Source organism: Corynebacterium sp. S5S1 (assembly GCF_001913985.1).
GTDB lineage: Bacteria > Actinomycetota > Actinomycetes > Mycobacteriales > Mycobacteriaceae > Corynebacterium > Corynebacterium marquesiae.
Genome location: NZ_MKXT01000053.1, coordinates 1 through 5,921, shown reverse-complemented (window position 1 = coordinate 5,921; position 5,921 = coordinate 1). Strand labels below are relative to the sequence as shown.

4 protein-coding genes and 1 pseudogene are annotated in these 5,921 nt (G+C 54.8%); 3 read left to right on the top strand and 2 right to left on the bottom strand.

Annotated features, from left to right (window positions below):
* Positions 1-100 precede the first annotated feature (100 nt).
* Positions 101-1,681 carry a helicase-associated domain-containing protein gene (locus BKN05_RS11455; RefSeq protein WP_016421371.1) on the bottom strand — a complete coding sequence of 527 codons (1,581 nt, stop codon included), beginning with the start codon at positions 1,679-1,681 and terminating at the stop codon, positions 101-103.
* 114 nt (positions 1,682-1,795) lie between these two features.
* Here BKN05_RS11455 and BKN05_RS11450 point away from each other — a divergent pair, with 114 nt between their 5' ends.
* The 3 genes from BKN05_RS11450 to pbp2m all read left to right on the top strand — a co-directional run bounded on the left by BKN05_RS11450 (position 1,796) and on the right by pbp2m (position 5,378).
* The gene (locus BKN05_RS11450; protein WP_049377578.1) at positions 1,796-2,656 is read left to right on the top strand and encodes a LysR family transcriptional regulator; all 861 of its coding nucleotides are present in this window, start codon (positions 1,796-1,798) and stop codon (positions 2,654-2,656) included.
* The gene (locus BKN05_RS11445) at positions 2,653-3,483 is read left to right on the top strand and encodes a serine hydrolase (protein WP_049147775.1); all 831 of its coding nucleotides are present in this window, start codon (positions 2,653-2,655) and stop codon (positions 3,481-3,483) included. Before BKN05_RS11450 ends, BKN05_RS11445 begins: the two co-directional genes overlap by 4 nt.
* Positions 3,484-3,596: 113 nt before the next feature.
* Positions 3,597-5,378, top strand: a complete 1,782-nt coding sequence (gene pbp2m, locus BKN05_RS11440) for a penicillin-binding protein PBP2M (RefSeq protein ID WP_070420566.1) — start codon at positions 3,597-3,599, stop codon at positions 5,376-5,378.
* Between the two features lie 66 nt (positions 5,379-5,444).
* Here the strand turns inward: pbp2m and BKN05_RS11435 are convergent.
* Positions 5,445-5,825: pseudogene (locus tag BKN05_RS11435) on the bottom strand (IS1249 family transposase); the annotation flags it as partial.
* Positions 5,826-5,921 lie beyond the last annotated feature (96 nt).

Sequence of the window (5,921 nt, the reverse complement as noted above, 5' to 3'; positions counted from 1 at the left end):
AAGACGGACCACACGATCCTTCGCATCCTGGTCAAATTTTCTTGGCATATTCCAGATTTTCCCATCTACTCAAACGGAACAAAACCTGGGACACTTCACTCTAGCACGGCACGTCCACCGCAGCGATGCGGTGGGGTTGGATCGTGAGGCTCTCCCCGGTGGATTCGAGCACCGCGGAGATGGTGGAGGGGGTCATCATCACGATGGAGATCCAGTCATGGCTGGTGGCACCCGCATAGTCCACGTAGTGCAGGCGCACCTGTGTGCCCGCGGTATAGGCGCGGCGCAGCTCGGACATGATCTCCCGCGGCGAGCGGAAGGTCCGGGTGTCCGAGGCCTTCGTGCCGTCCGCCGGGTCCACGGCGATGGCCTGGTCGTGGGCGCGGCGAAAACCCTCCACGGCGCCGTCGATCTCCGAGGCGATCTCGGTGGAGTCCCCAGTGATGTCCATGATGTTGCGCTGGGGAGTATCCACGCGAGACGGGACACGAGCCGAGTGGGGTTCGGTGGCGGAGCCCTGCTGGAATGCCCTGGTGGCGTCGTCAATCAAATACCGCAGGGACTGGGGAACGGACGAGAGACCGCCGGGGGACATGCGATCCAGGAAGGCCTCGATGTCCTTCCATGGGGCGTCATAGCGCTTCGGCCCGATCAGGCTGAATACGTCGCCTTCGCGGCCGTCCTCGCGCACCAGGGTGGCGGTGAGCCCCAGACGGCGGCGAGACTGCAGGTCGGAGGTCATGCGGAACACCGGGGCAGGCAGCAGGTGAACCTCGTCGTAAATGATTAAGCCCCAGTCGCGGGAGTCGAACAGCTCCAGCGCCCGGTATTCGCCCTTCGACTTGCGCGTGACCACTTGGTAGGTGGCGATGGTCACGGGGCGGATCTCCTTCTTCTCTCCGGAGTATTCGCCGATTTCATCCTCCGTCAGGGAGGTGCGGCGCACTAGCTCGTCCTTCCACTGCCTGCCCGCGACGGTGTTCGTCACCAGGATCAGGGTGGTGGCCTTTGCCTTGGCCATCGAGGCCGCGCCGACCATCGTCTTGCCCGCACCACATGGCAGCACTACCACGCCCGAGCCGCCTTCCCAGAAGCTATCGGCCGCCATCTCCTGGTAGTCGCGCAGCTGCCATTCTTCGTGTTCCTGCGACAGCTCGATGGGGTGTGCCTCGCCGTCGACGTATCCCGCCAGGTCCTCTGCGGGCCAGCCGACCTTCAGCAGTTCCTGCTTGAGCCTGCCGCGCTCGGAAGGGTGCACAACGATCGAGTCCTCGTCGATCTCTGCGCCCAACATGGGCTTGATCTTTTTGTGACGCCGGATCTCCGTCAGCACAGCCCTGTCCGTCGTCTCTAGCACGAGCCCGTGCGCTGGGTGCTTGATGAGCTTCAGCCGCCCGTAGCGATCCATCGTGTCGGCAATGTCGATGAGCAGCGGCTGCGGGGCGGGGAACCGCGAGTAGGTTTCCAGCACGTCCATGATCTGCTCCGCGTCGTGCCCTGCCGCGCGGGCGTTCCACAGCGCCAGCGGGGTGATGCGGTAGGTGTGCACGTGCTCCGGCGCGCGCTCCAGCTCCGCGAACGGTGCCAGCGCGGTGCGCGCCTCCTGCGCCTGTTCGTGGTCGATTTCCAGCAGCACGGTCTTATCCGACTGCACAATGAGCGGTCCGTTTCCAATGCCCACGCTGTGTGTCACTTCCTTTTTGTTTATCGACGCCACCGCGACGGTGTTGCTCAAGCCAAAGACATCATTTTACGCTGCAGTGGTGCGAACTCGTGCTCCACTATACTGAGACCCATGATTGCTCAGACGGGAAATCTGCGCCAATGGCAGTATTTCGTGGCTTTAGCGGAGACCGGTAGTTTTACAGCGGCGGCAGCGCGACTGGGAGTGAGTCAGCCGCCTGTCTCCAATGCCATTAAGCGCTTAGAAGCTGGTGTAGGTACACCGCTATTTATCCGAGGGGCGGGGGAAGTGAAACTAACCGAGGCAGGGTTGACCTTGCTTCCATATGCCCGGGTGATTAATCGCGATCTTCAGACTATGCATTCGATGATTGACGGTATCCGAAGTGGTGCGCAAAGCGGGTTTCGTTTGGCCATCAGTAGTGCGCTTCCAAGCGAGATAGGATCGCGTATTGCAGCAAAGGCACAGCAGCATGATGGAGTAGTTTTGTCGTCACTGCCTTCTGTTGAGATTCTTGCCCGTGTTGAAGAAGGCGCTATTCATGCGGGGCTTGTTCAAGCTCCGGTTCCCTTGGGTACTCACCGCAGTGCGAGGCAGTTTTCTCTGTCACGTGATCTAGTGGTGCCGCCGGGGTATTCAAGGTTGGATAAGACCTTGTCTCAATTGAATCTGCTGGTGGAGAACCTGAATGACACTTCAAGTGCAGCCAGTGGTTTGGCGAGAGAGCTATTTCGGTCGGGTGTGTCTTGCGAAATTAATGATTCAGAGGATGCTCTAGGTAGGGGCTTATTGATTGGAAGAGGGGAGGGGATGTCTTTGGTATTTCGCGGTTTTCACCAGTTTGACAATGCTATTGAGCTTCCTTCCCGTTTCGATTTTTCCGTGGATGTAGTGGTTCGCCGAGGTGGGATGGACAATGGCGCCGAGGCCATGGCGGTCGCCGAAAGAATTTGTCGAAGGATTAACCAATGACTGCACGGATGGAGATGGCCCTGGAAAACGTGTTGATGCGGTCGGGGTGTGAGGGATGGTGGTGTGCATCGCGACTGCACGATGGGGTGACTATCGGACGCAAACAAGACGAGAAAATTACGGTGGCATCCTTATATAAAATCCGGCTCCTCCACCTCACTTTGGAAGCGATTCAACGAGGTGATCTGGATCCTCGTCTTCGTGTTGACGTTGCACCGTCCAAAGGAACTTACGAAGGGTATGGGTTCGCTGCCTTTGATGACGCAGTGAACGTGAGTCTCCGAGACTTAATGAAACAAGTCGCATCGGTGTCAGATAACGTGGCCGCCCACGAGATTTTGCGTCTACTGCCTGCGTGGGCTCGAGAAGCATTTCTTAAACGGTTTCCACCTCATTATGACTTGCAAGATCGGAATAGCTTAGTGACGGCGGAGAAACAATTGCGTCAATATGTTCAATCCCAAGGGGGGAGTAGTACAGATATAGCGTTTTCTGCAGTCTCTTCGTTGGCGGAAATAACTAATGACTTGGAACAGGTTTGGAAAGACGATAGTGCAGCGGTACGTCGATCTATGTGTGAACTCTTGGGGTTGCAGGTGTGGCGTCACCGTGTTCCTTCAGGCTTTCCTCCAAGCGGCGTTGATATCTATGGAAAAACGGGCACTGTAGGACTTCTCCATGGTGAAGCTTCGATTATCCAGGTTGAGGGCGAGGAGCCCATTGTGGTGTCCATCATGCTGAAACAGGTGGTGCCAGAACAAGCAATGAGTACTCACGATGGTGCTATTGGCGAAGTGGCTAGACTGCTCGTGGACGCTCTTCGTTAGAATTTCTGCCACTTGAATACACACTTCTACCATCGCCTATATGTGAATGAAATGAGACAATTGCATTATGTGATATTGGTGGCATCCAATGCGTCTCACTTAACGTCACTCCCATGATGACTAAGCACAATCGTTTCCGTCAGTCGGTGATTGCACTCTGTTCGCTCTCCGCAGTGATGTTGAGCAGCTGTTCAGCTCTACCGTGGGAATCAGACTCAGACGTATTTCTCAAAGCTTTCAACGCGGGAGATGACAGCAAGGCTGCACGGTATCTGGATCATCCAGACCCGGAGCGCGCCCTTCATGAATTTCGGCAGTCACTTCATGGTGTGAAGGTCAACATCGAAACATCTGATATTTCCAATGGAAAGAAGAATACTCATGTGACTTGGTCCAAAGATGGTGTGGAGTTGGAGAGCAATGGTCGGCTCGTCCTTAGTGGACAGGATGGTAAGCCTCAATGGTTGCCTTCGATCTTCGAAGCTCAGTTGAGCGATGATTCCGCACTCTTTTTTGCTGAAGATAAACAGTACGATCTTCCAATTAAAGATCGCTTGGGCAATGAATATATGACCTGGACGAAAGTTATTCAGGTACGAGGTCGCAAAGATATAGCCTCTAGAGCGCAGGAATTGGCCCAGATTTTTGCACCAGTGTCTCCCACAACGACTAAGGAGTGGATCGAGCAGACCTTGGGAGAGTCTCAGGATGAAGACACCGTGCTCCTCACTTTGAGGCAGGAAGAATTCCGGAAGATACAAGAGCAACTTAGGACCTTTGAGGGAATTTCCACTGTGGAGCAGGGGCGTCTCTTAAGCGTGTCCAAAACTCTTAACTCTCCGCTGGATGCTGAATTGAACAAATATTGGGAGTCAGTGCTCGATGCTAATTCAGGATGGTCGATACGCGCTGAGAGTTCACAAGGTATGACGACGGTAGCCTCTGAGCCGCCTCGCCGAGTTCAGCCAATCGCAACCACTCTGGATACCACACTGCAAAGCGCAGCAAAACAAGCAGTGGACAGTGAGCAACGTGCCGCAGTTCTAGTCGTGCTCAATCCTAGAACAGGAGGTGTCCTTGCCGTTGCACAAAATGACAAGGCAAATAACCAAGGGCCAATCGCACTCACCGGGCTATTCCCACCGGGATCGACGTTCAAAACTGTGACCACAGCGGCGGCACTAGAGGCAGGGGCAGTCAGCATGGATGAGGAACTACCTTGTCCTAGCAATATCACCGTCGCTGGACGCAAGATTCCCAACGATCATGACTTCGATCTAGGTAGCGTTCGACTGGAAGAAGCTTTCGCCCAATCATGTAACACAACCCAAGCGGTCATTTCGGATCGTTTGGGAGAAGATGATCTGCAACGGACTGCTTTAGAACTCGGAATTGGCTCCGACTTCGACGTACCAGGGATGACCACACTTACTGGTTCGGTGCCGCGGACACCGGCTGGACCTCCTCGTGTGGAGGCTTCTATTGGACAGGGCGAGGTTCTAGCTAGTCCATTTGGGATTGCGCTCATGCAATCGACTGTCGCTAACGGCGGCTTGCTTGTTCCTCCACAGCTCATTCAAGGCGAACAGACAGTAGTGAATAAACAGGCAGACCAGCATGTCAGCGATACAACTATTCAAAGCCTCCGGACGATGATGAAATCAACAATTGACCACGGTTCAGCTAGGTCGTTGAGTGATCTTAGTGCACTTGGCGGAAAGACTGGTACAGCAGAAATTGATGGCAAGCTTTCCAATGGCTGGTTCGCTGGAACGACAGGGGAATTGGCGATTGCGTCCCTTGTAATCGAAGGAGATTCTTCTCAGCCAGCTGTGGAAATGGCCGGGCGTTTCCTTCGCTCGCCGGATGTTCAGAAATTCTCTGGAATTCAATAAACTTGCGTCATAACCTCTAGCACGGGTTAAGTAAAGAAAAGTGTGTCTTTTCCGGGCGTGTTGCGGTTATTTGATCCAGCCTTTTTGGATGCCGAGGTTGTGTTGGTAGCTGGTGTCGATGGCGGTGTCGTATTCTGCTGGTGCACCGATGTCATTGGTAGTGGCTGTGGTGTTGTGGGTGATCAGGTCTGTTGCTGTGGAAAGTGCGTCTTGACCCCATCGTTGGTCCCTGGCGATCTTGACCGGATCGTCAGGGACTTCTGTATGTAGATACAGCCACCAATCCATCACTGTGCGTTGATGCGGTAGTGATAGTCCGCGGTGTCTGCGGGCTAGTTCTTTTATGGGGGCGTTGATGCCACCTTCGAGGCTGTTTGTTGTTGCTGCAAGGTTGTCGGGGTCGATGGTTGTTGGTGGGGGTTGCAGGTAGGTAAACAGCAGGTCTGAAGTGCCCCGGGTTTTGTTCCTAGGCATTTGCCTTGATTTCTATTATTGCTTGCGGCGGGTGCTGGTCCCAAAATTCGGTTTCCACTTCGACCGGGG

What these genes read in the sequence shown, in the direction of transcription:
- BKN05_RS11450 (WP_049377578.1), top strand. Translation starts at nt 1,796, where the DNA reads ATGATTGCTCAGACGGGAAATCTGCGCCAATGGCAGTATTTCGTGGCT.
- BKN05_RS11445 (WP_049147775.1), top strand. Translation starts at nt 2,653, where the DNA reads ATGACTGCACGGATGGAGATGGCCCTGGAAAACGTGTTGATGCGGTCG.
- pbp2m (WP_070420566.1), top strand. Translation starts at nt 3,597, where the DNA reads ATGATGACTAAGCACAATCGTTTCCGTCAGTCGGTGATTGCACTCTGT.